Consider the following 22491-nt stretch of genomic DNA (forward strand, 5'->3'; position numbering starts at 1 on the left):
TACTGGAAACAGGTCGTGGATAAAATCAGCATCATTGCAATCATCGGGGGGGTTTCGGCCATCGTGGCCGGACAGGCGCTCGAAGGCGGGAATGTCGCATCGCTTCTGCAACTGACCGCATTCATGATTGTCATTGGCGGAACGCTCAGCGCGGTGATGCTGCAAAGCACTCCACGCCAGTTCCTGACCGGACTGAAGATGCTGCGCTGGATTTTCGTGCCGCCGCCCAACGATGCGGAAAAGCAGATCCGCGACATCATCGGCTGGAGCCAGGGCGCGCGCCGCGGCGGCCTGCTGTCGCTGGAGCCGCAGGTGGGCGTGCAGACCGACCCCTTCACCCGCAAGGCTCTGCAGATGCTTGTCGACGGCGGCGAGCCGGATACCATCCGCGCGGTCATGGATGTCGAACTGTCGATGTTCGAGCACGCCCGCAAACAGTCCGCGAAAATCTGGGACGCCGCGGGCGGTTACGCGCCCACCATGGGGATTCTCGGCGCGGTGCTCGGCCTGATCCACGTGATGGAAAACCTCAGCGATCCGTCAAAGCTCGGCGCGGGGATCGCCGTGGCCTTCGTGGCCACCGTCTACGGGGTCGGCTCGGCCAACCTGCTGTTCCTGCCGATCGGCGCCAAACTCAAGAACATCATCGCCTCGGAAGTGGCGATGAAGGACCTGATCGTCGAGGGCATCGTCGCCATCGCCAATGGCGAAAACCCCCGAATCATCGAAAGCCGGCTGCGCGGCTTCCTCGCCCTGCACAACTGACCCGGTCACTCCTCGAGAAGCCGCAGCGCCGTATTGGCCTGCGGCTTTTTCATCCAGGCGGTGAACAGCTTGTAAATATCCCGATCAAACATCGGCACGCCCTCGAGCGAGTCCCCCCCTTTGACGCGCGAGCCGAGGTAGCACCAGCGGTCGAACACATGCTCAACCATCTCGCCGGTCACTTCGTCGGACTCCTCGATGACCACCGCGCCCGGGTAGGGCCAACTCTTCACCTTGAGGCGCGCCAGCGCCGACATCAACCGGGCATTGTGCTGCATCGCCGGCTCCTTGCCGATGCAGGCCCCCCGGCATTTGCCGACGGCATGGGCCGAACAGGGGCGGCCCTTGCGGCTGGTCACGGTCTCCACCCCCAGCCGGGCCTGGCACAGTTTGTGCGCCTCGGCCAGATCCTTCAGCACCCGCCGGGCTTCGCGCGCATTGCCGAACAGGCCGTACAACGCATCCACCCGCGAGAAATCCACATCCTCGGCATACACCATGCGCGGCACCACAAAGCCGTCCTCGCCCTCGGCCAGTTGCAGCGAGCACAAATCCTTGTTGGCCCGTCCGCGGACATTCACCAGCGGCTCCAGGCTGCGCACCAGCCGCAGCTCCATCAGGTGCGAGCCGAATTCACCGAGGGTTTCGCGCCATTCGACACGGCGGATCGTCCGGGGAATGCGGGCATGCCTCTCCTTGCCCTTCCCTTCCGAGAAATGCGCCAGCACCCGGCTGCGGATATTGTCGGCGGATCCGACATACAGCGGCATGTCGTCATCCCCGAAAAAGAGGTAAACGCCCGGCATGTCCGGCAAACGATCCATCACCTCCGGATCCAGCCCGGGAGGCGCGACAGGACGGGCCGCGAGACGCGCGACCTCCCGCGCGACGGTCTCGTCGCCCAACTCCCGCGCGGCGTGGCCGAGAAACAGATACACCGCTTCGGCATCCGCCATGGCCCGGTGGCGGCTCGGCAGGCTCAGGCCGTGCCGTTCGATCAGGCTGTCAAGGCTGTGCTTGAAAAACGCCGGGTACAAGCGCCGCGACAATTTGACCGTGCACAGCAGGTCGCTCTGGAACGTCAGCCCCGCACGCCGGAATTCATTTTTCAGGAAACCGTAGTCGAAACGCACATTGTGGGCGATGAGCAAACGGCCCTGCAGACGCTCCCACAGCTCTTCGGCCAGCGAGGCGAACTCCGGAGCCTGCCCCACCATGTCATCCGAGATGCCTGTCATGCGCTCGATGAACGGCGGAATGGGCTTGCCCGGATTGACCAGGGATTCGAAACGCTCGACACACTCCCCGTCGATGAACAGGATGCCGATTTCGGTGATGCGGTCGCGGGTGATGTGTCCCCCGGTGGTTTCCAGGTCGACAATGGCGCAGGGGCGATCAAACAGCATGGAAGGTAGGTCTCAGTAGCGAAAGGCGCACAACATAATGCCTCAATTTTACGGCTTCGGCAGGAAATTTCCTAATACGTATTGACAGCCTGCCGGAGGGTCTATAAAATCCGCCTTCTCTTGAACGACGAAAGTCGTACAAGAAACAGCGCACCCGTAGCTCAGTTGGATAGAGTATCTGGCTACGAACCAGAGGGTCGGGCGTTCGAATCGCTCCGGGTGCGCCAGCTGTCCCCATAGTTTAGCGGTTAGAACACTGCCCTTTCACGGCGGCGGCCGGGGTTCGATTCCCCGTGGGGACGCCAAGTCATGCACCCGTAGCTCAGTTGGATAGAGTATCTGGCTACGAACCAGAGGGTCGGGCGTTCGAATCGCTCCGGGTGCGCCAGTTGTCCCCATAGTTTAGCGGTTAGAACACTGCCCTTTCACGGCGGCGGCCGGGGTTCGATTCCCCGTGGGGACGCCAGGATTCGGAAATAAAGCCACTCGCTCGAGTGGCTTTTTTCATTTCTCCGCCCTTCCCCACTCGCCAGGCGATGACAAAGGCATCATGGCAACTTGCCAGCGATGCCTGTTCTGCCGACAATGGTCTCCGTGTTTCATTTTTTTTCGGAGTTTTCCGTCATGTCCGTCAATCCCCGCCTGGAACGTTTACGCGCCGCCATGCAATCGGCCGGTGTCGATGCCTGTCTTGTCCCGACCTCCGACCCCCATCTGTCCGAATACCTCCCCTCGCGCTGGCAGGCGCGGGAATGGCTGTCGGGATTCACCGGGTCGACGGCGACACTGGTGGTCACCCGCGCCTTCGCCGGCTTGTGGGCGGACAGCCGCTATTGGTTGCAGGCCGAAACCGAACTGGCGGGCAGCGGCATCGAACTGATGAAGATCCAGACGCTCGCGAGTCCAGGCGGGCATCTTGACTGGCTCGCCGCCAATCTGGCCCCCGGACAGACACTCGCCGTGGATGGCGATGTGCTGGGACTTGCCCAGGCGCGCGCGCTGGAAGCCGCCGTGAAAAAAGCCGGCGCCGCCCTCAACAGCGCGCTCGATCTGCCCGGCGCCGTCTGGGATGGCCGTCCCGGCCTGCCCGACGCGCCGATCCATGAGCATCTGCCGCCCTTCGCCACCGTTTCCCGGGCCGAACACCTCAAGGCCGTGCGCGCGGCGATGCAAGAAGCCGGCGCGACCTGGCATTTTCTGTCGACGGTGGACGATGTCGCCTGGCTCTTCAATCTGCGCGGCTCGGACGTCAGCTACAATCCGGTATTCCTCGCCCATGCGCTGATCGGCCCGGAAGATATCCGGCTGTTCGTGGAACCGGGCAAGATCGACGCGGCGCTGGCGGCACGCCTCGCCGAAGACGGCGTGACCGTGCGTCCTTACAGCGAGGCAAAAACCGCGCTGGGTCGGCTCAAGGAGGGCGACACCCTGCTGATCGACCCCAAGCGCATCACGCTTGGCCTGCGCGGCGCGGTGGGCGCCGGTGCCAGAATCATCGAAGCGATCAATCCGTCGACCCTGATGAAATCGCGCAAAACCGCCGCCGAAGCGGCCAATGTGCGCAATGCGATGGAAGAGGACGGCGCCGCGCTGTGCGAATTCTTCGCGTGGTTCGAATCGGCGGTCAACCGCGAAACGATCACGGAACTGACCATCGACGAACACCTCACCGCCGCGCGCGCGCGGCGCCCGGGCTTCGTGTCGCTCAGTTTCGGCACCATCGCCGGCTTCAACGCCAACGGCGCCTTGCCGCACTACCACGCCACCGAAGCGAGCCATAGCGAAATCCGCGGCCAGGGGTTGCTGCTGATCGACTCGGGCGGCCAATACCTTGGCGGCACCACCGACATCACTCGCGTGGTGGCCGTCGGCGCGCCGACCGAAGCGCAAAAGCGCGACTTCACCCTGGTGCTCAAAGGCGTGATCCAGCTCTCCACGGCACGCTTTCCGCGCGGCACGCTCTCGCCGATGCTCGATGCGCTGGCGCGCGCGCCACTGTGGCGCGAGCTGCGCGATTTCGGCCATGGCACCGGCCACGGAGTCGGCTATTTCATGAATGTCCACGAGGGGCCGCAAAGCATTTCGCGCGCGATTCCCGATGCCTCGATGGCCATGGAGGCCGGCATGATCACGTCGGTCGAACCGGGCATCTATCGCACCGGACACTGGGGTGTACGACTGGAAAACCTGGTGCTGAACGTGGACGCCGGGCTGAGCGAATTCGGGGATTTTCTTGGTTTCGAAACCCTGACGCTCTGCCCGTTCGACACCCGCTGCATCGACACCGGCCTGCTCGAGCCTTCCGAGAAAGCCTGGCTCAACGCGTATCACGCCACTGTGCGTGAGCGGTTGTCGCCCAAGGTCACGGGCGCCGCGCTGGCATGGCTGCAGAACGCGACGCGGGAAATCTGACCCCGCGCGGCGCGGCGCTCCACGCCAGCCGCGCCGCGAAAAACAGAGCCAGACACGACAGCCACAACGCGCCGTCCAGGCCGCCCAGCGCCCGCACCGACACGGCGGCGGCGACCGGACCGGCCAGTTGGCCCGCCGCATAGCCCGAGGTGAGCAGGGCCGGCACCCTGCCGGCCTCTTCGGGCGCCGACGCCCGTCCCGCCTCGATCGCCAGCGCCACCACGCCCATGAATCCGCCGCCGGTGAGCAGGGCTTCCAGCACCAGGCCGGAAATCCCGGAAAAGAGGCAACTGGACGCCACGCCCGCCCCTTGCAGCAACAGCAGCACGGACAAACGGTGTGCAGCCGACCCGAGACGGACCGACAAGGCGCAAAGACCGAGACCCAGCGTCGCCGCGATGCCGAACACCGGCCAGACGAGACTGGCGGCGATACCGTGAGGCAGTCGTTCGGCCGCCATGTGCGACAGGAACGTGGCGGGAATGATGTAGCCGAATCCGGCCAGGGAATACGCAGCGAGAATCCGCCGGAAGGCGCTTTCGCGCGGCATGGAGGCCGGGCGGGGCGGAGCGCCGCTCTCCCGGCGCGCTGGCAGCGCGGACCACGCGCCACCGACCAACAGCGCGGCCAGCGAGGCGTAAGCGCACCACCCCGCCGCCGCCGACACGCCGGCGGTTTTCAGGGCGAGTCCGGCCAGCCCGCTGATCGCGATGCCGATCCCGGTGCCGGCGAACACGGCAAGGCTCAGCACCGGCCGGCCGGCCTTCGCAAGTTCTGCCGCGGTCCAGGCCGACACCATCACCAGCACCCAGGCGCTGGCGATGCCCAGGACGAAACGCAAGGCCGCGTGCCAGAGCCAGCCGCCATCGATGGCCGACAAGGCGGTCAGCGCCACCGTGGCGATGAGGCCGGTCTTCAGCTTTACGGCGCCCCCCCTCCGTGTCGCCAACGCGTCGAGCGCGCCGACAAGGTAGCCGAGGTAGTTGGCGGCGGCGATCCACGCCGCATCCTGCAGTGTCACCCGGCCTTCGGCCAGCATCACCGGCAACTGGGGCGTCAGGGCGAAACGTCCGATTCCCATGGCCACGATCAGGGAAACGGTGCCGCACAGCGCGACACGGAGAACGGAGGACATGGCGGGGCCTTTCTTGCGCGATCAGTCGGACCCCATGATAATCGGCGCATGTCGACTTCAATAGTGAATAATTTTAAGTAAGTCATTCACGAAACGAGAATATGGACCTCACTCAACTGCGCATGTTCTGTGCCGTGGCCGATTGCGGCTCCGTCACCCTGGCCGCACGGGAACTGCACCGGGTGCCGTCGAACCTGACAACGCGCCTCAAACAGCTGGAAAACGAACTGGGCGTCGCCCTGTTCATCCGCGAACACCCGCGACTAACACTCTCACAACACGGTCATCATCTTCTTGTCTATGCCAGACGCATTCTTGCCTTGAGCGACGAGGCGCGCGTCGCCCTGACCTGCCAGGGGCCGGCGGGTCCGTTGCGTCTGGGATCGATGGAATGCACGGCGGCCGTCTTGCTGCCGGGACTTCTCGCGCGTTATCACCGCGATTACCCGGCGGTGGCGCTGTCGCTCAAGACCGGCTCGACGAGGGAATTGCGCCATGCGCTGGCAACGGGGGAAATTTCAGCGGCGTTCGTCGACGGCCCCGTGCCCGCCGGCGATCTGGAGGCGCGCGCCGTCATGGACGATGAACTGGTTCTGGTAACGGACAGGGAACGGGCGACGGTGCGAACGGCCCGCGATCTGGGAGACGACGTGGTGTTCACCTTCCGGCCCGGCTGCTCCTACCGGGACAGGATGGAAGCCTGGTACGCGGCGGATGGCGCGCGACCGGGGGGAATTCAGGAGATCCACTCCTACCACGCCATGCTGGGTTGCGTGGCCTCGGGCGCCGGCGTGGCGATGATGCCGGCCTCGGTCGTGGCCACCCTGCCCGGCCATGACGCGGTGGCATGCCACCGGCTCGCGCCGGAACATGCCCGCGTCACCACCTGGCTCATTTGGCCGCGCCAGGGCGGCAGCCCGGCGATCGACGCGTTAAGCCGCCTGGCCGCGCCGGCTCAAAGGTGATAACTGCTGCCGGTCATGATTTTCGCGGTCAGCTTCATCGCGCCGCGCACCGGCAGCGGCAGACGCGCGGCGCCCAGATCCCGCGCCATGTCGGCATGACGCATTTCATCGTCGCGCATCTGGGCGACGATCGCCCGGCTCTTGGCGTCCTGTTCCGGGAGTTTGTCCAAGTGGCTGTTCAGGTGCGCTTCGACCTGGTGCTCGGTTTCCTCCAGGAACCCCAGATTCCACTTGTCGCCGAGAAGGCCGGCGGCCACGCCCAACGCCAGCGAGCCGGTGTACCAGACGGGATTGAGCAGGCTCACGCGCCCGCCCAGCTCCCGGATGCGGCGCTCTGTCCAGGCCAGGTGCTCGACCTCTTCGAATGCCGCCTCGCGCAGCGCTTCGCGCGCCGCGGGATCGCGGGCCGTCAGGGCCTGCCCCTGATAAAGGGCCTGGGCGCACACTTCGCCGCAATGATTGACGCGCATCAGGCCCAGCGCATGGCGTTTCTCCGCCTCGCTCAACGGCGCATCCCCGATGGCTTCGTCCGGGTGCGGGCGTTGGCTGGCCGCCGGCGCGCACAGCGTGCGCAGGCCCTTGTCGAATTCGATGATGAATTTATCCAGCATGAGAAAACCGGGTCCTCTGTCTGAAGAAGCGTTGGTGGCGATTATACCTTCCAGCGCAGAATCCCGCATCGCGGCGCGCGGCCATCAGGTATAATCGACCCGATCATATTGACTCAACATGCCTAATAGAAAGGGATTGTCGCGATGAACCTCGACCGTATCGCTCCCGGCAAGGACATGCCGAACGATTTCAACGTCGTAATCGAAATTTCCGCCAACAGCGCACCGATCAAATACGAATTCGACAAGGACTCCGGCGCGATCTTCGTTGACCGCTTCATGGGCACTTCCATGTTCTACCCGGCCAACTACGGTTTCGTTCCGCAAACCCTGGCCGGCGACGGCGACCCGGTCGACGTGCTGGTGGTCACTCCGTTCCCGCTGCCTCCCGGCGTCGTGGTCCGCTGCCGCGCCCTTGGCATGATCAAGATGGAAGACGAGTCCGGCATCGACGCCAAACTCGTCGCCGTGCCGGTCGAAAAGCTGTGTCCGATGTACAAGGCCATCCAGAAGCTGGAAGACCTGCCGGAACTCTTGCGCGCCCAGATGGTGCACTTCTTCGAGCACTACAAGGATCTGGAAAAGGGCAAGTGGGTCAAGGTACAAGGCTGGGGCACGCTGGAAGACGCCACCCGCGAGCTGGTTGAAGGCATCGAAAGCCACAAGAAGCAGGGCTGACATCCCCGACATCCCGTCCCGAGGCCGGCATCGCCGGCCTTTTTTGTTTTTCCCCTCTCCGTCTGCAACGTTATCTTTTGTGGTTTGCAAGCCGCGGACAAACCTTCTACTTTGATTTTAGATATTTGATCAAATTCTCAATCGGGAGCGCCGTAATGAAGAACTGGACGGTACGCGGGAAACTGCTGGCGGGTTTCGGACTCGTGATCCTCGTGCTCATCGCCAGCGTGGGAACGGCCGCCATGAAAATGGCCGCCATGCAGGATCATATGGCGTCGATCACCGAAGACCGCTATCCCAAGCTGAAGCTGGCCAACCGGATTATTCAACTGACTCTGGACAACGGCAGGCAGGTGCGTAACGCCATTCTCACCAATGACACCAAGGAAACCGAAACCTTCATCGGCAAGGCCGAAGCCAATCGGGCGGAGCTGACCAAAACCTATGCGGAAATGGACGGCATGCTGTCGAACGAGGAAGGCAAGCGTCTGTTCGGCGAGGTCAAAACGGCCGGCGCGGGGCTCGATGCGCATTTCACTGAAATGTACCGGCTGGCGCGCCTCAACTCCCCGGAAGGACAGGAAAAGGCCAGACAATTCCTCAACAGCACCTTTGCGCCAGCCAATAACGCCTTCATCAAAGCGGCCGAAGCACTGGCCAAGTACCAGGATGACCGGATGGTCGAAGCGCGTGACATGGCCGCCGCCGCCTACCACTCGGCGCGGATCATGCTGGGCGTCCTTCTTGCCGTCGCGATCGCGCTGTCGGTGGCCATCGCGGTTTTCATCGCCAGGCTGGTCGGCAAACCACTCGGAGAAGCGATGGCGATCGCCAAGGAGATCCGCGAGGGCAATCTGTCCGGATCGGAACCGCCGCCCGCTCCTTCATCGGACGAGAGCCTGACCGTGCAGCGCGATCTGATTCTGATGCGCGACAGCCTGCGCGATCTGGTGCGCACCATCCACGACAACGCCACAAGCGTCTCGGATTCCGCCCATGAACTATCGGGCATGGCCCAGCATGTCGCTGTCAGCGCGCAGCGCCAATCGGAAACCACCACCACCGCGGCGGCCACGCTCGAACAACTGACCGTCAGCATCAACCATGTCGCCGACAACGCCGACGATGCCTCGAGAAAAGCCCACGACTCCGGCGAAATCGCCGCCCGGGGTGGACGCGAGGTGTTGCAATCGGCCGACCAGATCCGCCGCGTGTCGGATCAGGTGGGTGAGACCGCCTCGAAAGTCGAGGATCTCACCGGACAGGTACAGGAAATCGGCCAGATCGTCACGGTGATCCGCGATGTCGCCGATCAGACCAATCTGCTGGCCCTCAATGCGGCCATCGAAGCGGCGCGGGCGGGCGAGATGGGACGGGGCTTCGCGGTGGTCGCCGACGAAGTGCGCAAACTGGCCGAACGCACCACCGTCTCGGCCCAGGAAATCACCCGCAAGATCGCCGCCATCCAGCGCGGGTCGGAAACCGCGGTGGACAGCATGAAACAGAGCATCGAAAGCGTCGGCAAGGTCTCGGGCACCGCCGAGCAGGCCTCGCACTCGATGCGGGAGATCGAACAGAGCTCGGAAACGATCGTCGGCACCATCAGCGCGATCAGCTCCTCGCTTGCCGAGCAACGCACGGCGAGCCACGATCTGGCCCAGCGGATGGAACAGGTCGCGCAGCTGTCCGAATCGAACAGCGCGACGGTCGAAGAACTGGCGACCACCTCCGCGGAATTGCAGGCCCTCGCGAAAAATTTGCAGGACAGGGTCAGTCTGTTCCGCCTCTAGGTCGGATACAATGGGGTCGACACCAACGACCCCGTTGAACCGATTTTGGATCTGATCGCTGCCGGCTGCCACGCCGCCCTTCCCTGGCTCGCCCAAAGGCTGAAGAGTCGCGGATACCCCGTCACCCGCCTGAATGACGTTCCCGAGCCGCTGACCCGGCTTGGCGGCGAGGTGTCATGCCTGATCGCCGAGGATACCGTGATCGCGCTCGCCCCTTCCTCCGCGGCGCTGGCATTGCGCATGGAAGCCGAATGTCTCGCCCGGGGACTTCGCTACGCGGAGCTGACCGGCCCCTGGCAGTCTTATGGGACGGAAACGGGATTCATCCTCATGACGGGCACCGACGAATCCCCCCCGCCCGTCCTTCCCCCGATCCTGGATGCCCTGGCCCCGGTGCCGGGCGGCTGGCTGCGCACCGGACCGGCGGGCAGCGCCTGCTACACCGCGCGCGTCCTCGATACCCTGGTTTTCAGCTGCGCGCTGGCGAGCCAGGCGTCCTGGGCGATCCCCGGCGAGGCGTTGCGCCCCCCCGACTGGGAAACATTCCTGGCGCGCTTGCACCAACTGGCCGACCAGTTGATGGCGTTGTCGCTCGACTACCTGGGCGAGGAACGGCACAACGCAGAAGCCGATCCGGCAAGTGTGCTCGCCGACTTCGCCCGCCCCCCAGCCGAACAGGCGCACTTCGCCGGGAATCTGGCGCGCGTTCTGGTTCTCGCGCTACGCCAGGGCAAGGCGCTGGAGCAGCTGTACCTGGCGCTTGCGGCCTCCCACGGGAACGATCCCCCGGCCTGACGCGCGCCTCCCGGGCCTGGCAACCCGTTTCGCCCCCCATAAAAAAAGCGCCTGCCCTAAGGCAAGCGCTCACGCAGAGGGGACGTGCGCGAAACTCAGACGGAAGCGGTCGTCGTCTTCTTGGCGCGGCTGACTGCGGCCGACGCGGCCTTGGCCGAGTTGGTCGCCGCCTCTACGCTGGCCTCGGCGATTTCGGCGCCGACTTTCTTGGCCGTCTTGGACACGCTCTCGAAAGCCGCGCTGGAAGAATTGACCAGCGTCTTGAGCGCGGATACGGCGATGTCGGAGCCGGCCGGAGCGTTCTTGGAGAAACGGTCGATCGAGTTCAGGAGCGCCTTGTTGGTTTCGGCAACCTGCTCTTCGACAAAGGCGGCCAGTTCATTCTGGGTCTGCACCGCGGCGTCGTAGACATTGCGGGCGGCCGAGAACGCCTGATCGATGCTCGGCTGGGCAAGACCCGACTGGAACTCGGCGAAGGCCTTGACGTCCTTGATTTCGCCAAGCGCCTTGAAGGTCTGGGCCTGATCGGCCAGAACCTTGCGGGTCAGATCGAGGTGCAAGTTGGCGAAGCGCTCGGCGCTCGCCAGAACGATGGAAGACAGGCGAACAGCTTTGTCGAATTGCGCCTGCCCCAGAGAGGAAAAATCTTGGGTGTTGGTAAACATCGTGTAAGACTCCTGAATGCGTTTGACAACTCAGCAACAACAGCAACAAAACTGGTTGAGGCGAGCCATGCTGCACCGCAACAAGCCTAATTTAATCAAAATGACGGCAAGGGTCAAGTCCACGGCCTGACTCATTCACCATTAACCATCTATTTTGTCTGGATTTTTACCACAAATACACTCATACATCATGACGATTTCGTGATATCTATTCTACTGCCTCGCAGGACAGTTTCGTCGCGTCGCAGCATATGCGACAAGCATGCCCATTTTCCCGGTATCGAAGCGATTGAAACCCCAGAGACAAACCGATACACTCGCCCCATAGAAGAAATCTATTTATGATCAGACCATGAGCCAAACGGCCAACGCTTTCGATATCAAATCAGCCAGCATCGACGTGCTGGCCATTGTCCTGCGCACGGCGGGACTCGAAGAACTCGGCCCGGCCCTCCGAGCCCGCTTTGGCACGGCATCCGCCGAAGCCGGCACCGAGCCTTTCGTCCTCGATCTGGAGATGCTCGACGAGCCGACCGCGCTGGACATGCAGGGACTTCTCGCCCTGCTGGCAGAATCCGGCATCCATGTCGTCGGCCTGCGCCACCCGGATCCGGCATTCGCCGAATTGGCCTCCCGTCATGCCCTTGCCTGGCTGCCGGTCAACGCGCCGCGGCCTGCGCAGGCCGCCGCGGAGCCGGCAAAGCCGGCCGAACCTGCCGCGCCCCCCGCCGGTCCGGAGTCCATCGCGCCGATGATCATCGACCGGCCGGTGCGCGCGGGCCAGCAGATCTACGCGCGCGGCGGCGATCTTGTGGTGCTGGCCGTGGTCAGCGCCGGCGCCGAGATCATCGCCGATGGCAACATCCACGTGTACGCGCCGTTGCGCGGCCGGGCGCTGGCCGGAGCCAGGGGCAATACCTCGGCGCGGATTTTCGTGCGGGCCATGGAAGCGGAGCTTGTCTCCATCGCCGGGGTCTACCGGACGATCGAGCAGGCGCTGCCGGACAGCCTGCGCGGCAAACCGACCCAGATTTATCTTGAGAACGAGCGCATCGTGATGAGCGCGCTCGGTGAATGACCGGATAACGGCTAACCGCTAAACATTCCAAGGGAGCCAACGTGGCAAAAATCATTGTCGTGACTTCGGGCAAAGGCGGCGTCGGCAAGACGACCACCAGTGCCAGCTTCGCCTCGGGCCTCGCCCTCAGGGGGCACAAGACCGCCGTGATCGACTTCGATGTGGGCCTTCGCAACCTCGACCTCATCATGGGGTGCGAGCGACGCGTCGTCTACGATCTGATCAATGTGGTCAATAAAGAGGCCACCCTCAACCAGGCCATGATCAAGGACAAGAACTGCGACAACCTGTACATCCTGCCGGCGTCGCAAACACGCGACAAGGATGCGCTCAGCCAGGAGGGGGTCGAGCAGGTACTCAAGGAATTGGGCGACATGGGGTTCGAATACATCGTCTGCGATTCGCCGGCCGGTATCGAGAAGGGCGCGCTGATGGCGCTCTATTTCGCCGACGAGGCCCTGATCGTCACCAATCCGGAGGTCTCTTCCGTCCGCGACTCGGACCGCATTCTCGGCATTCTCGCCTCGAAGTCGCGCCGTGCCCAGGAAGGACGCGAACCCGTGCGCGAACACCTGATGATCACCCGCTACTCCCCGGCCCGTGTCGAAAAGGGAGAGATGCTGTCGGTCGACGATGTGAAAGAAATCCTGCGCGTGCCGCTGATCGGGGTGATCCCCGAATCGCAGACGGTGCTGCAGGCGTCCAACTCCGGCACGCCGGCCATTCACCTCAAAGGCACGGATGTGGCAGACGCCTACTCCGATGTGGTAGCCCGTTTCCTCGGCGAGCAGTGCCCGATGCGCTTCCTTGACGCGCCCAAGGTCGGTCTCCTCAAGCGTCTGTTCGGAGGTTGATCATGTCGCTGATAGAACGCCTTTTCGGCAAACGCCAGAAATCCGCCGCCATCGCCAGAGAGCGGCTGCAAATCATCCTTGCCCATGAACGCGACGGCCGCACCACGGCTCCGGATTACCTGCCGGCGCTGCAGCGCGAACTGATGGAAGTCATTTCCAAATATGTCGCCGTGCATCAGGAAGACATCAAGGTCCATCTGGAACGCCAGGACAACTTCGAAGTGCTCGAAGTGAACATCGTCCTGCCGGAGAACAAGCGCTAAGCCGCCATGACGCTGACAGAACTGCGTTACATCGTCGCGGTGGCGAGGGAGAAGCATTTCGGCAGGGCGGCGCAAAGCTGCTTTGTCAGCCAGCCCACCCTGTCCATCGCGATCAAGAAGCTGGAAGACGAACTGGCGGTGACCCTGTTCGAGCGCGGGGGACCGGAAATCGCCGTGACAGAGATCGGCGAGCGCATCATCGAGCAGGCGCAGCGGGTTCTCGAGGAAGCCGATGCCATCAAGCGGCTCGCCGGGGAACACCAGAACGAACTGGCCGGCCCCCTGAAGCTCGGGGTGATCTTCACCATCAGCCCCTATCTGTTGCCGCGCCTGATACCCGCCCTGCGGATCCTCGCGCCCGAGATGCCGCTGATCATCGAGGAAAACTACACGGTTCGCCTCGCCGAGATGCTCAAGCGCGGTGAGGTGGATGCCATCATTGTCGCCGATCCTTTCGACGAGGCCGGCACGATCGCCTATCCGCTCTACGAAGAACCTTTCGTGGTGGCGACGCCGAAAGGTCACCGCTGGGAAGAGCGCGCGTGTCTCGAGCCTTGCGAGCTGTCGCAGGAAAGCGTGCTGCTGCTCACCCAGGGCAACTGCTTCCGCGACCAGGTTCTGCAAGCCTGCAGCGAGCTGACGTCGCGCTCCTCGCAGCACGCCGGCGGCCTCGCTTCGACCTTGCAGGGCAGCTCGCTGAACACCATCCGCCACATGGTGGCCAGCGGCATGGGCGTGACCGTCATGCCGACCACGTCGGTGAGCGAGGCGGACGATGCCCTGCTCTCCATCATTCCGTTCACCGAACCGGCTCCCAGCCGCAAGGTGCTGCTCGTCACCCGCAAACAGTATTTCCGCCGCAAGGCCATCGGCACGCTGCAGCAAGCGGTGTTCCGTTCCGGATTGCCCGACGTGGTCATGCTGGACGGGGAGGCGCAATGAAAAACGACCATCGCAGCGCCATGGAGGCATTCTTTCATGCCTACATGGCGTTTACCGCCAAGCCCGACGAGATTCTCGCCGGACACGGACTTGCCCGGGTGCACCACCGCATCATGTTCTTCGTCGGTCACTACCCGGGGCTGAGCGTGAAGGATCTCCTGGCCCACCTGCGCGTGACCAAGCAGGCGATAAATTTCCCGTTGCGTCAACTGGCCCAGATGGGCCTTCTGAACAGCAGAACGGCCTGGCACGACAAGCGCGTCAAGGAGCTTTACCTCACCGAAGCGGGCCAGGCGCTCGAAGCCAGCCTCTATGGCGCGCAAGTGGCGTTTCTCGAGCGCTCGTTCGATGGCTGCAGCGACGAGGCCGTGGCCGGCTGGCTGGCGGTCAACCAGCGCATGGCGCGCGAACGGCGCCCCGAATAACCCTTCCTCAGCCGATTTTCCGGTAGGTCACTTCGAGAATTTCGATATCCTCGTCCCCGTCGGGACCGCGGAACAGAACGGCATCCCCTTCCCTCGCCTTGAGCAGGCACCGGGCGATCGGAGAAATCCAGCTGATATGGCCACGGCTCAGGTCGATCTCGTCGACACCGACAATGCTCAGACACTGCTCGCTGCCATCCCCCCGCTGAATCAGAACCGTCGCCGAAAAGAAAATCTGGTCGGTCGGTTCGCGGCGCTCGGGATCGACGACCTCGGCGATCTCCAGACGCTTGGTCAGAAAGCGGATGCGGCGATCGATTTCGCGCAGGCGGCGTTTGCCGTACAGGTAGTCGCCATTCTCGGAACGGTCGCCGTTGCTGGCGGCCCAGTTCACCACCTGAACGACCTCCGGCCGTTCGCGATGCACCAGATGGTACAACTCGTCCTTCAGGCGCCGCCATCCGCCAGGGGTAATGTAATTCTTGCCCGACGCGGGCAACCGTCGCTCGGCGGGCAGATCGTCATCGGCGTCGTCGTCGTTTTCTCGGGTAAAGGCTTTGCTCATCGGTTTCATGCTTCACAAAAAAAAAGCCTCCGTCGACCTGACGGCAGACGGAGGCGCCTATCACACGCTTGGCGACGCGGTCAGCGTCCGCGTCCCGGCACTTTCAGGCCGGCCCATTTCATCACGGCGGCGGCTTCCACTTCGTTCAGCTCGTAATACTGGCCGCGCTTGAGGCGCGGAGGCAGGGCGATATTGCCGAAACGCACGCGCATCAGACGGCTGACCTGCAGATTGAAGAACTCGAACATGCGGCGCACTTCGCGGTTGCGGCCTTCCTTGATCACCACGCGGTACCAGTGGTTGGCGCCTTCGCCCCCCTGGTCGACGATGCGCTCGAAGCGCGCCGGACCATCATCCAGCTCGATCTCGCGACACAACTCCCTGCGCTGCTCGTCGGTCAGCTCGCCCAGCACGCGCACAGCGTACTCGCGCTCGACTTCGAAGCTCGGGTGCATCATGGAATTGGCCAGTTCGCCACTGGTGGTCAGCACCAGCAGACCGCTGGTATTCACGTCAAGACGGCCGATGGCGATCCAGCGGCTGCTTTTCGCCTGCGGCAGGCGGTCGAATACCGTCACGCGTCCCTGTGGGTCGTCGCGGGTCACCATTTCACCTTCGGTCTTGTGGTAGAGAATCACCCGCGGCAGACGATCCGGCCACTTGAGCTTCACCGCATGCCCCTTGGCCACGACGCGATCCTGAGGCGTCACCTTGTCGCCCAGCGACGCGGTCTTGCCATTGATGGTCACAAGGCCGGCCTCGATCCACTCTTCCATTTCACGGCGCGAACCGCAGCCGGAATTGGCCAGGGCTTTTTGCAAGCGCACCGGTTCGATCTCGTCGCTCGCGACACGCGTTTCGCGCAGGCGGCGGTTCTGGTCCTGCACTTTCTGGTTCGGCTCGCGCACCAGCATTTTTTTCGCGCGGGCGACCTTGGGCGAGGTATCGCGGCCGAAGCGGCGTCCATCATCGCGCTGGCCGTCACGACCGGATGGCTGACGCTCGTCGCGGTTGAAACGACGGTTGTCGTCGCGACGGTCGTTGCGGCCGAAGAAATCGCGCTGGCTGTCGCGCTCGGCGGACTGGCGATCCTGATGCCCGAAGAAATCGCGCTGGCTGTCGCGGTTGGACGGCTGACGCTCGTCGCGGTTGAAGCGGCGGTTTTCACCCGGATTGCCGTTGCGGCCGAAGTCGCGCTGGCCATCGCGGTTGAACGGCTGGCGCTCGTCGCGGTTGAAGCGGCGGTTTTCACCCGGATTGCCGTTGCGGCCGAAGTCGCGCTGGCCGTCGCGGTTGAACGGCTGGCGCTCGTCGCGGTTGAAGCGGCGGTTTTCACCCGGATTGCCGTTGCGGCCGAAGTCGCGCTGGCCATCGCGGTTGAACGGCTGGCGCTCGTCGCGGTTGAAGCGGCGGTTTTCACCCGGATTGCCGTTGCGGCCGAAGTCGCGCTGGCCGTCGCGGTTGGACGGCTGACGCTCACCGTTGTTTCCGGCGCCCTGCCCGCGTCGTTGTCCCTCCCGGGAGAACGGCGCCCGGCCTTCTTGCGGCGCGGGAGCATTGCGGTTGGCCGACCGGATGAACAGAGAGCCTCCCGGCTTGCTGTTCGCGGGGTTGCGCGGCGCCTGGCCGTCGAAACGCGACTGCGACGCGTCTTCGCGCCCCCTGACACGCGCCGCCGGCTGGCGGTCGTGATTACGCTGTCCTTTAGACATCATGATTCCTGTTCAATTTCGTTGGCCTCCTCGTCACCGAGGGGCTCGGCGCCGGCCAATCCGGCGCCGCCGATGCCATCGCCGGCATCAGACACGACCAGTGTCCCCAGATCCGCCAACGGTGGCAGATCCCTCAGGGAGTTAAGCCCAAGATCGTCGAGAAACTTGCGCGTCGAGGCATAAAGCCCTGGTCGTCCGGGCACGTCCTTGTGCCCGATCACTTCGATCCAGCCACGCTCAAGCAGGGTCTGCATCACGCCGGTCGACACCGATACGCCGCGAATGGCTTCGATGTCGCCCCGGGTGACAGGCTGTTTGTAGGCAATGATGGCCAGTGTTTCCATGACCGCCCGCGAGTAACGGGGCGGCTTTTCCGGGTTGAGCCTGGCAAGGTAGGGCGTGAACTCGGCGCGCGCGCGAAAGCGCCACCCCGAGGCCAGCCGAACCAGTTCGACTCCCCGTCCCCGCCAGTCCTGCTGAATCTCGTCGAGCAGATCGTTGATCAGCGACGCCTTGATCTCTTCGGTGAACAGCCGTTTCAGGGCGGATACCGGCAAAGGCTCGGTCGTCGTCAGCAGCGCCGTTTCCAGCACGATCTTGAGGTACGTGAGATCAGTTATGGTGGACATGAAATCCAGTGTAGCCCATTCCGGGACGATTTCGCGGGAAGGCACGGATTTTACATGACTTTTTATGTTTCAGGCCAGAGCCAGACGCACATAAATCGGCTGATAGGGTTCTTCCTGGCTCACCCGCACCAGCGCCTCCTTGACCAGCTCCAGCACGGCGATGAAATTGACCACCAGATGGGCCACTCCTTTTCGCACGTCGAACAGCTCATCGAAGGGCACGTAATCGCGGCCTTCGAGGTAACGCAGGATCCAGCTCATTTGCTCGCGCACCGACAGCTCGTCCTTCTCGACCTTGTGGTGGCGGAAGTTCCTGGCGCGCGACAGGATGGCGAGCCAGGCATCGCGCAGATCCGGCGCCGCCACGTCAGGCAGGCGTTCCGCCGCCGTTTGCTCGAGCCACACGGCAAGCCAGATGAAATCCCGGTCGGCCTGGGGCATTTTATCCAGCTCCAGGGCCGCAAGCTTCATCTGCTCGTATTCGAGCAGACGCCGCACCAGCTCCGAACGGGGGTCCTCCGCTTCGCCGTCCTCGTCAAGCACCGGCCGCGGCAGCAACAGCCGCGACTTGATCTCGATCAGCAAGGCCGCCATCAGCAGATATTCGGCCGCGAGTTCCAGGCGTTCGGCTTTCATCGCCTCGATATAACCGAGGTACTGGGACGTCACTTCCGCCATCGGAATGTCCAGCACATTGATGTTCTGCTTGCGGATCAGATACAGCAGCAGATCCAGCGGGCCTTCGAAGCTTTCCAGAATGACCTGCAACGCATCCGGCGGAATGAAGAGATCGGGCGGAATTTCAAGCACCGGCTGCCCGAACACGTGCGCGACCGGCACCCCCGCGGGCAAGGCCGGCGGAGTCAGTTCGAAGGCGGCGCCGGCAGTCGCGCTCACAGCCCGCCGTAACCCAGGCCCATGGCTTCGCGCACGTCATCCATGGTTTCCTCAGCCACTTTGCGCGCGCGCGTGTTGCCTTCCTCGAGAATCTCGCGCACCAAAGCGGGGTTGTCCACATAGCGCCGGGCGCGCTCGAACATCGGCTGCTGCTCGGCCAGCACGCCTTCGATGACCGGCTGCTTGCACTCCAGACAGCCGATGCCCGCGCTCTTGCAACCCGTCTTCACCCACTCGCGGGTGGTGTCACAGGAGTACACCTGGTGCAATTGCCAGACCGGGCATTTTTCCGGATCGCCGGCATCGGTACGGCGCACGCGCGCCGGATCGGTCGGCATCGCGCGGATCTTCTTGCTGACGGCCTCCGGCTCTTCCCTGAGAAAAATGGTGTTGCCGTAGGATTTGGACATTTTCGCGCCGTCGAGGCCGGGCATTTTCGACGCGGCGGTCAACTTCGCCTCGGGCTCCGGCAGGATGGTCTTGCCCTTGTTCTCCAGAAAGCCCGTCAGGCGCTCGCGATCCGCGCCACCCAGATTCTGGCTGGCGGCCAGCAAGGCGCGAGCCGCTTCCAGCGCCTCGGCGTCCCCTTCCTGCAGATAACGGGTGCGAAGGCGGTCGTAGTCCTTGCCGGCCTTGCCCATTTTCCGGATGGCGTCGCGCGCCTTGTCCTCGAAGCCCGGCTCGCGGCCGTACAGGTGATTGAAACGACGCGCCACTTCGCGGGTCAGCTCGATATGCGGAATCTGGTCCTCCCCCACCGGCACCTGTCCGGCGCGGTAGATCAGGATGTCGGCGGCCTGCAGCAGCGGATAACCCAGGAATCCGTAGGTCGTCAGATCCTTGTGGCTGAGCTTGTCCATCTGGTCCTTGTAGGTCGGCACCCGCTCAAGCCAGCCCAGCGGCGTCATCATGGACAGGGCCAGATGCAGTTCGGCGTGTTGCGGAACGCGCGACTGGATAAAGATCGTGGCCTTTTCCGGGTCGACGCCGGCGGCGAGCCAGTCGATGACCATGTCCCAAGTGCTCTTGCCGACGATCGACACATCGTCATAACTGGTGGTCAGCGCATGCCAGTCCGCCACCATGAAAAAACACTCCTGCTCGTGCTGAAGGCGTATCCAGTTGGCGATCACGCCGTGATAGTGGCCAAGGTGAAGGCTTCCGGTCGGACGCATCCCGGACAAAACGCGATTGGCAAACATGTTCTTCTATTCTTTCAAATCAGTCGTAACAGCAGATTCAGCAGCATATAACACAATGTAATCAGGGGCTGAAGGATCGCCGAGAGGATGCCGCTGAACGCCAGCGCCAGCACGATCCACAGTCCGTAAGGCTCGATGCGCGAGAATTTCCAGGCCGTGCCCGGGGGCAGCAGGCTTTCCACCACGCGGCCGCCGTCCAGGGGCAGGATCGGCAGCATGTTCAACAGCATCAGTGAAAAATTCAACCCGACACCCGCCCGGCTCATCAGGGAGAGCGGCTCGCTGAACACACTGGGCACGATAATGGAGAGTTTCAGCAAGACCCCCCAGATGATGGCCATGGCGAGATTGGCGAGCGGCCCCGCCAGCGCCACCCAGCGCATGCCGACCCGGGGGTTTTTCAAGGCGCCGAAATTGACCGGCACCGGCTTGGCCCAGCCGAACAGCATGCCGCCGGAGATCAGCCCCAGTAACGGCAGCAGGATAGTGCCCACCGGGTCGATGTGCTTGAGCGGATTGAGCGTCATGCGGCCCAGCATGTAGGCCGTGGCGTCGCCGAAACGCTTGGCGGCATAGGCGTGGGCGGCCTCGTGCACGGTGATGGCCAGCAGCACGGGCATGGAGTAAATGATGATTTTCTGCAGCAGGGAAATGTCGTCCATGATTCCTCGTTCAGAATGGCGATGGAGGGTAGCGGGTCAAAGCCCGAACAATGCGGGGTCACCCTTGCCGCGGCGCACCAGCTCGATACCGTCTGACATGTCGATCACCGTGGTGGCCTCGGTGCCGCACCAGCCGCCATCGATGATCAGGTCGACGGCACGCTCGAGCCGGTCGCGGGTTTCGTAGGCGTCGCACAGCGGCTCCTCGTCGCCGGGCAGCATCAGCGTGGACGACAGGATGGGCTCGCCCAGCTCTTCGAGCAAGGCCAGCGCGATCGGATGGTCCGGCACGCGCAGGCCGATGGTCGAACGTTTCGGATGCAGCGTGCGGCGCGGCACTTCGCGGGTCGCCTGCAGGATAAAGGTGTAGCTGCCGGGAGTCGCCGCCTTCAGAAGGCGGAACTGGCTGTTGTCCACCTTGGCGTAATTGGCGAGTTCCGAAAGGTTATGGCAAACCAGCGTCAGGTGATGCTTCTGGTCGATCTGGCGAATCGTCAGGATGCGCTCCATGGCCGCCTTGTCGCCAAGCATGCAGCCGAGCGCATAACAGGAGTCGGTGGGGTAAACGATAACCCCCCCGTCGCGGAGGATCTTGACCGCTTCCCGGATCAGGCGGGCCTGGGGGGTTTCCGGGTGTATTACGAAAAACTGTGCCATGGTGGCGGATTCTCTTTCTTCTCAGAGTGGGCGGGCGCGAACGACCCGCTCCTGCAAAGCCTCCCACGCGGGGCGGCAGATCGGGGGCAGGTCCTCGGTCATTCCCACGTCGCGCCCTCCTTCGCCGGGCGCGTGAAAATCGCTGCCGGCGCTGGAGAACAGGCCGTATTGCCTGGCGATGAGCGCGTATTTGTGCCGGTCGTCGAGACTGTGACTGCCGCTGGCGACCTCAATGCCCTCTCCGCCGGCATCCTTGAAATCGAGGATCAGGCGCTCGGTCAGCGTGCGACCGAAATCGTAACGTCCCGGATGAGCGATCACAGCCATGCCGCCGGCCGCGCGAATCCAGCCGACCGCGTCGGCCAGTCCGGCCCAGATATGAGGTACGTAACCCGGCTTGCCCGGCGTCAGGAATTTGCGGAATACGCTCTTCACGTCCTTGACATGTCCGGCATTGACCAGAAAGCGGGCGAAATGGGTACGGCCGATCATTTCCGTGTTGTCGCACAGCGCCATCGCGCCATCGAACGCGCCGTCGATGCCAAGAGCCGCGAGCGCGTCCGACATGGCTTTCGCCCGGCCCGTTCTGCCGTCCCGGATGCTTTTCAGCCCCGCGCTCAGCGCGGGGTGATCCGGATCGATGCCCAGTCCCACGATATGGATCGTGTGCTTGCCGCTCCAGGTCACGGACACCTCGACACCGTTGAGAAAATCCACTCCGCATCCGCTTGCGGCGGCTCGCGCGTCGGCCAGCCCGCGCGTGCAATCGTGGTCGGTCAGCGCCACCAGGGTCGCGCCGCGCCCGGCGGCGCGTGTCACCACCTCGGCCGGAGGCAAGGCGCCGTCCGACGCATTCGAATGAAAATGCAGGTCGATGGTGGCCATGTCCTACTCCTTTTCCCGCCGGGCGCGCCAGTCGTCAAGACGCCGGCGGTAATCGTCCATTTCTTCGCGGTACAGATCCCAGACGCACGGATCGCACCCGCTGCCGCAGCACATCGAGTCTTCCGGCGCCACGGGTGCCTCCGGCTCGGGATCGAAGGCCTCGCCGTCACGCATCGGCAGCCAGCACCGCGATGGTGAATCCGTCGCCCGCCACGGTCTGCCCCGCGCGGATCTTGCAGGTCTTGCGCAGCTCGATCTGGCCATCCACGGTCACGAGACCTTCGCCGACCATGTGTTTCGCCGCGCCGCCGCTTTCGGCCAGGCCGCAGACCTTGATGAGGTCGCACAAGGCGATATATTCACCGGACAACCGGAACGTAGTTTTCATTTTTTCACATTCATCAGGGAAAGACCTGTGCGCCGCCTGTGGAAAAGCGGGCCAAGCCCTTCACAACACTACCATTTTTCTTGCCGCCCAAAAAACAGGCAGCCCCACGC

24 protein-coding genes, 4 tRNA genes and 1 pseudogene are annotated in these 22491 nt (G+C 63.6%); 15 read left to right on the top strand and 14 right to left on the bottom strand.

The annotated features are described in order from the left end of the window. Window positions 1–15 precede the first annotated feature (15 nt). A complete protein-coding gene (locus JNO50_RS15430) occupies window positions 16–765 on the top strand; it encodes a flagellar motor protein (protein ID WP_189530097.1) in 750 nt (249 codons plus the stop codon). A gap of 5 nt (window positions 766–770) precedes the next feature. On the opposite strand, the gene JNO50_RS15435 is transcribed toward JNO50_RS15430, so the two are convergent. After that, window positions 771–2171 (bottom strand): 3'-5' exonuclease family protein, encoded by a 1401-nt coding sequence (locus tag JNO50_RS15435; RefSeq protein WP_189530095.1) that lies wholly within the window; start codon window positions 2169–2171, stop codon window positions 771–773. A 150-nt stretch (window positions 2172–2321) separates the two neighbouring features. Between JNO50_RS15435 and JNO50_RS15440 the strand changes: the two genes are divergently transcribed. The 5 genes from JNO50_RS15440 (at window position 2322) to JNO50_RS15460 (ending at window position 4583) form a co-directional block, all read left to right on the top strand. Beyond that, window positions 2322–2398, top strand: a tRNA-Arg gene (locus JNO50_RS15440). Window positions 2399–2401: 3 nt separating this feature from the next. Beyond that, window positions 2402–2476 (top strand) — tRNA-Glu (locus tag JNO50_RS15445). A 6-nt stretch (window positions 2477–2482) separates the two neighbouring features. After that, window positions 2483–2559 (top strand) — tRNA-Arg (locus JNO50_RS15450). 3 nt (window positions 2560–2562) lie between these two features. Continuing rightward, window positions 2563–2637: transfer RNA gene (locus JNO50_RS15455), tRNA-Glu, on the top strand. A 158-nt stretch (window positions 2638–2795) separates the two neighbouring features. Then, window positions 2796–4583 (top strand): aminopeptidase P family protein, encoded by a 1788-nt coding sequence (locus tag JNO50_RS15460; protein WP_189530093.1) that lies wholly within the window; start codon window positions 2796–2798, stop codon window positions 4581–4583. Here the strand turns inward: JNO50_RS15460 and JNO50_RS15465 are convergent. Next, window positions 4534–5718 (bottom strand): YbfB/YjiJ family MFS transporter, encoded by a 1185-nt coding sequence (locus JNO50_RS15465; protein ID WP_189530091.1) that lies wholly within the window; start codon window positions 5716–5718, stop codon window positions 4534–4536. The genes JNO50_RS15460 and JNO50_RS15465 overlap by 50 nt on opposite strands. A 101-nt stretch (window positions 5719–5819) precedes the next feature. On the opposite strand from JNO50_RS15465, the gene JNO50_RS15470 reads away from it, so the two are divergent. After that, the gene (locus JNO50_RS15470) at window positions 5820–6683 is read left to right on the top strand and encodes a LysR family transcriptional regulator (RefSeq protein ID WP_189530089.1); all 864 of its coding nucleotides are present in this window, start codon (window positions 5820–5822) and stop codon (window positions 6681–6683) included. Here the strand turns inward: JNO50_RS15470 and coq7 are convergent. After that, complete coding sequence (coq7, locus tag JNO50_RS15475; protein ID WP_189530087.1) at window positions 6674–7294, bottom strand: 2-polyprenyl-3-methyl-6-methoxy-1,4-benzoquinone monooxygenase; 621 nt, start codon at window positions 7292–7294, stop codon at window positions 6674–6676. The genes JNO50_RS15470 and coq7 overlap by 10 nt on opposite strands. A 144-nt stretch (window positions 7295–7438) precedes the next feature. On the opposite strand from coq7, the gene ppa reads away from it, so the two are divergent. The 3 genes from ppa (at window position 7439) to JNO50_RS15490 (ending at window position 10557) form a co-directional block, all read left to right on the top strand. Then, window positions 7439–7972: an inorganic diphosphatase gene (ppa, locus tag JNO50_RS15480; RefSeq protein WP_189530085.1), complete on the top strand. Its 534-nt coding sequence runs from the start codon at window positions 7439–7441 to the stop codon at window positions 7970–7972. Between the two features lie 155 nt (window positions 7973–8127). Next, window positions 8128–9762 (top strand): methyl-accepting chemotaxis protein, encoded by a 1635-nt coding sequence (locus tag JNO50_RS15485; protein WP_189530083.1) that lies wholly within the window; start codon window positions 8128–8130, stop codon window positions 9760–9762. Window positions 9763–9807: 45 nt separating this feature from the next. Beyond that, the gene (locus tag JNO50_RS15490; protein WP_189530082.1) at window positions 9808–10557 is read left to right on the top strand and encodes a hypothetical protein; all 750 of its coding nucleotides are present in this window, start codon (window positions 9808–9810) and stop codon (window positions 10555–10557) included. 95 nt (window positions 10558–10652) lie between these two features. Here JNO50_RS15490 and JNO50_RS15495 read toward each other — a convergent pair whose 3' ends face one another. Further along, window positions 10653–11222, bottom strand: coding sequence for a phasin family protein (locus JNO50_RS15495; protein WP_189530080.1), 570 nt, complete (start codon window positions 11220–11222; stop codon window positions 10653–10655). A gap of 352 nt (window positions 11223–11574) precedes the next feature. On the opposite strand from JNO50_RS15495, the gene minC reads away from it, so the two are divergent. Genes minC through JNO50_RS15520 form a run of 5 tightly spaced genes read left to right on the top strand, consistent with a single transcriptional unit; the run spans window position 11575 to window position 14784 of the window. Further along, window positions 11575–12300 (top strand): septum site-determining protein MinC, encoded by a 726-nt coding sequence (gene minC / locus JNO50_RS15500; protein ID WP_189530078.1) that lies wholly within the window; start codon window positions 11575–11577, stop codon window positions 12298–12300. A 41-nt stretch (window positions 12301–12341) separates the two neighbouring features. Beyond that, the gene (gene minD / locus JNO50_RS15505) at window positions 12342–13154 is read left to right on the top strand and encodes a septum site-determining protein MinD (RefSeq protein WP_189530076.1); all 813 of its coding nucleotides are present in this window, start codon (window positions 12342–12344) and stop codon (window positions 13152–13154) included. A 2-nt stretch (window positions 13155–13156) separates the two neighbouring features. After that, on the top strand, window positions 13157–13417 hold the full coding sequence (gene minE, locus JNO50_RS15510) for a cell division topological specificity factor MinE (protein WP_189530074.1): 261 nt from the start codon (window positions 13157–13159) through the stop codon (window positions 13415–13417). Between the two features lie 6 nt (window positions 13418–13423). Continuing rightward, window positions 13424–14359, top strand: a complete 936-nt coding sequence (locus JNO50_RS15515) for a LysR substrate-binding domain-containing protein (protein ID WP_189530072.1) — start codon at window positions 13424–13426, stop codon at window positions 14357–14359. Continuing rightward, window positions 14356–14784 carry a MarR family winged helix-turn-helix transcriptional regulator gene (locus tag JNO50_RS15520; RefSeq protein ID WP_215796404.1) on the top strand — a complete coding sequence of 143 codons (429 nt, stop codon included), beginning with the start codon at window positions 14356–14358 and terminating at the stop codon, window positions 14782–14784. The genes JNO50_RS15515 and JNO50_RS15520 overlap by 4 nt, the downstream gene beginning before the upstream one ends. A gap of 7 nt (window positions 14785–14791) precedes the next feature. Here JNO50_RS15520 and greB read toward each other — a convergent pair whose 3' ends face one another. The 10 genes and pseudogenes from greB to JNO50_RS15570 all read right to left on the bottom strand — a co-directional run bounded on the left by greB (window position 14792) and on the right by JNO50_RS15570 (window position 22381). Continuing rightward, a complete protein-coding gene (gene greB / locus JNO50_RS15525) occupies window positions 14792–15349 on the bottom strand; it encodes a transcription elongation factor GreB (RefSeq protein WP_189530070.1) in 558 nt (185 codons plus the stop codon). Between the two features lie 80 nt (window positions 15350–15429). Then, a pseudogene (rluB, locus tag JNO50_RS19075) lies at window positions 15430–16329 on the bottom strand (23S rRNA pseudouridine(2605) synthase RluB); the annotation flags it as partial. 731 nt (window positions 16330–17060) lie between these two features. Next, window positions 17061–17690, bottom strand: a complete 630-nt coding sequence (gene scpB / locus JNO50_RS15535) for an SMC-Scp complex subunit ScpB (protein ID WP_189530068.1) — start codon at window positions 17688–17690, stop codon at window positions 17061–17063. Window positions 17691–17759: 69 nt separating this feature from the next. Next, window positions 17760–18587, bottom strand: a complete 828-nt coding sequence (locus tag JNO50_RS15540; protein WP_189530067.1) for a segregation and condensation protein A — start codon at window positions 18585–18587, stop codon at window positions 17760–17762. Beyond that, complete coding sequence (locus JNO50_RS15545; RefSeq protein ID WP_189530065.1) at window positions 18584–19789, bottom strand: tryptophan--tRNA ligase; 1206 nt, start codon at window positions 19787–19789, stop codon at window positions 18584–18586. The genes JNO50_RS15540 and JNO50_RS15545 overlap by 4 nt, the downstream gene beginning before the upstream one ends. A gap of 14 nt (window positions 19790–19803) precedes the next feature. Continuing rightward, a complete protein-coding gene (locus JNO50_RS15550; protein ID WP_189530063.1) occupies window positions 19804–20451 on the bottom strand; it encodes a site-2 protease family protein in 648 nt (215 codons plus the stop codon). Between the two features lie 36 nt (window positions 20452–20487). Beyond that, a complete protein-coding gene (locus tag JNO50_RS15555; protein WP_189530061.1) occupies window positions 20488–21108 on the bottom strand; it encodes an L-threonylcarbamoyladenylate synthase in 621 nt (206 codons plus the stop codon). A 21-nt stretch (window positions 21109–21129) separates the two neighbouring features. Further along, entirely contained in the window at window positions 21130–21993 is an 864-nt protein-coding gene (locus JNO50_RS15560) for a 3',5'-nucleoside bisphosphate phosphatase (RefSeq protein WP_189530059.1), read from the bottom strand. A gap of 3 nt (window positions 21994–21996) precedes the next feature. Next, window positions 21997–22167: an oxidoreductase-like domain-containing protein gene (locus JNO50_RS15565; protein ID WP_189530056.1), complete on the bottom strand. Its 171-nt coding sequence runs from the start codon at window positions 22165–22167 to the stop codon at window positions 21997–21999. Beyond that, window positions 22160–22381 (bottom strand): RNA-binding S4 domain-containing protein, encoded by a 222-nt coding sequence (locus JNO50_RS15570; protein WP_189530055.1) that lies wholly within the window; start codon window positions 22379–22381, stop codon window positions 22160–22162. The genes JNO50_RS15565 and JNO50_RS15570 overlap by 8 nt, the downstream gene beginning before the upstream one ends. Window positions 22382–22491: the final 110 nt, after the last annotated feature.

Origin of the sequence: Paludibacterium paludis (assembly GCF_018802605.1) — a bacterium.
In the GTDB taxonomy this organism is placed as follows: domain Bacteria; phylum Pseudomonadota; class Gammaproteobacteria; order Burkholderiales; family Chromobacteriaceae; genus Paludibacterium; species Paludibacterium paludis.